This window comes from Vibrio makurazakiensis, from assembly GCF_050337375.1.
GTDB classification, from domain to species: domain Bacteria; phylum Pseudomonadota; class Gammaproteobacteria; order Enterobacterales; family Vibrionaceae; genus Vibrio; species Vibrio makurazakiensis.
Genome location: NZ_JAKJSW010000372.1, coordinates 1 through 2,447, shown reverse-complemented (window position 1 = coordinate 2,447; position 2,447 = coordinate 1). Strand labels below are relative to the sequence as shown.

The 2,447-nt window shown below is 42.8% G+C and carries 2 protein-coding genes and 1 pseudogene; 2 read left to right on the top strand and 1 reads right to left on the bottom strand.

Annotated features, from left to right (window positions below):
• Positions 1-426, top strand: a pseudogene (locus L4C33_RS21505) (tyrosine--tRNA ligase); the annotation flags it as partial.
• A gap of 374 nt (positions 427-800) precedes the next feature.
• Positions 801-1,646: a magnesium transporter gene (locus tag L4C33_RS21500; protein WP_428814424.1), complete on the top strand. Its 846-nt coding sequence runs from the start codon at positions 801-803 to the stop codon at positions 1,644-1,646.
• Between the two features lie 37 nt (positions 1,647-1,683).
• Here the strand turns inward: L4C33_RS21500 and dacB are convergent.
• On the bottom strand, positions 1,684-2,447 hold a 764-nt coding region (gene dacB / locus L4C33_RS21495), incomplete at its 5' end, for a D-alanyl-D-alanine carboxypeptidase/D-alanyl-D-alanine endopeptidase (RefSeq protein ID WP_428814423.1).

The window sequence follows — 2,447 nt, the reverse complement described above, 5'->3', positions numbered from 1 at the left end:
CTAATGTGGAGCTACTACGAGCTACTTTCTTTCCGTCCACTTGAAGAAGTTGCGGAACTTAAAGCTGGCGTTGAAGCGGGTAAGAACCCACGTGACGTTAAAGTACTTCTGGCTAAAGAGATCATTGCACGTTTCCACAGTGAAGCGGATGCAGATGCAGCTGAGCAAGAGTTCGTAAACCGTTTTGCTAAAAACCAAGTGCCTGAAGACATGCCTGAATTTGAATTCGAAGCTGGTCTACCAATTGCTAACGTTCTAAAAGAAGCGGGTCTTGTAAACTCAACTTCTGACGCGATGCGTATGATCAAGCAAGGCGCAGCTAAGCTTGAAGGCGAGAAGATTGAAGACAGCAAGTTTGTACCAGAAGCTGGTACTGCGGTTTACCAAGTTGGTAAACGTAAGTTTGCTCGTATTACTATCAAGTAATATTAAATTTCAATGATTCATCGAAAAGGCATCTACGGGTGCCTTTTTTATTGCCCCCTATTTATTGACAGAAAGTTGACGAAGTTTTTAAACGCGTATTGCTACACTATGCGCGCTGTCAAATTGACAGTAATTCTGGAGATTTTTATGAACAATACCGACCATCCTCCTAGTTTGAATGGAGAAGAATAATCTGTTTCGGTATTGATCTATTATCCTGCCGTTCGGGTAGGGTATCTTTGTTTTCCCCTCAATTCTTTTCCACACACTAGATTCTAACAAGTAAACACACCAGTAGCTTTAGGCTTTTGGTGCGCATAATCCTATGCTATTTGTTTTGATGGTCGTTACCTTTGCCAATCGGGAGATTCGCCATGACGGTAATGAACAACACTTTTTTATCTATTGAAGCTCTGTATTCAGAGCGAGACATCCAAGCTGTATCTAATGCATTTAAGCAGTATGGACGTAAACAACAAATTAACCTCTTGAACCGTATGCCACTTGAGGATGCAGTGCTAATACTTGGGCAATGCTCTCTTAGTACGATTCAGACTTTACTTAGTGAGCTAGAAGAGCAGGGCTTTGAGAAGCGCTCTCGACATCTAGCTCACCAACTAGGGCTGATCTACTCAGAGGTTGAGCCTCAACAAGGTTACCTTTCTACAGGGGTAATGAGCCACGTTAGGCAGCGCATCGGTTGGATCATCGCATTAGCGCTGCTTGGGATCGTGTCTGGGCTAATTATCGCTCAGTATGAAGATATTCTCAGTCAGTTAGTCTTGCTTGCTATTTATATGCCAGTAATTGCCGCAGCTGGTGGTAACACTGGCACTCAAGCTGCGACATTAGTGATACGAGCTTTGGCTACCGGTGAGTTGAAAAAACGTCAGTGGGTGAACGTATTGTGGAAGGAGTTTAGAGTCGCAATATGTTTAGCACTGGCTATTGCTGTGGTGATGATCGGCCGTATTCTGATGTTTAGCGAGAACCAGTCGACGGGTGGTTACGACATCAATATGATCGCTTTTGCGATAGCGGTTGCTCTGTTTATTCAAGTAACTATTTCTACAGTGCTTGGCGGCGGATTGCCAATAGTCGCTAGGTTATTAAAGCTTGACCCTGCCGTGCTAGTGAGCCCGGTATTAGCTTCAATTGTCGATATTTCAGGTATGTGGATTTATTTCACAGTAGTAAACGCATTCCTCGGTATTGCGTAGCAATGCGTTCACTTAATTAGTCTAGCGCTACGAGATATCAGCGTGTTTGGCTAAAATTGATAATGTCTTCATAAAAGGCTTTTTCAAACTGCACAATAGGGGCAACGACGGGAACGTCGCTGTCCCTTTTTTGTGGGTGATAATCACTGACAAACTGTACGAATAGGCTGTTTGGCTTTCCTTGCTTATCAAGACCATAGCCAGCCATGTTGTAGCTTCCATACAGTGAACCACTCTTCGCTACAATTTGTCCTTCAATTGGCGCTTTACGCATGCTTGAACGGTATTTCAACGTTCCGCTCTTACCTGAGGTTGGTAAAACATCAATCAATTCTAACTGGTCATTATGTTTCCAGATATAGCGTAATACCTTACTCATATCATCGGAAGTCATGCGGTTGTTTCGTGATAAGCCAGAGCCATCCGCAAGTTGTGCATCACGTATATCAATCGATGCTYTGCTTAATAGTATCTGTTTAATCGCCTCTGTACCGTTATTGAAGCTCCCTGCTTGAATATAGAAATGCCCGCCTAGCGCTTTTGTTAAGTTATCTGCAATTAAGTTATCCGACTTTTTTAGCATAATATCAATCAGCTCTGGAAGCTTAGCGGAATCGTGGGAAGCGATTAAAGTTGGTTTAGCTTTGTTAAGTGGCTTACCTACCACAATTTCACCTTCAATATTCATTCGTAGCTCTTGAACAAGCTGCTTAACGATTTCTTGGGTATAAAGTTCAGGGTTTTGGATCGCGAATTTCAATGGTAAAGGTTTCTTCCGCTCAACTAAGCAACCTGATAGTT

Bases quoted from the DNA above. Each gene is read 5' to 3' on its own strand.
- L4C33_RS21500 (WP_428814424.1), top strand. From the start codon at position 801: ATGACGGTAATGAACAACACTTTTTTATCTATTGAAGCTCTGTATTCA.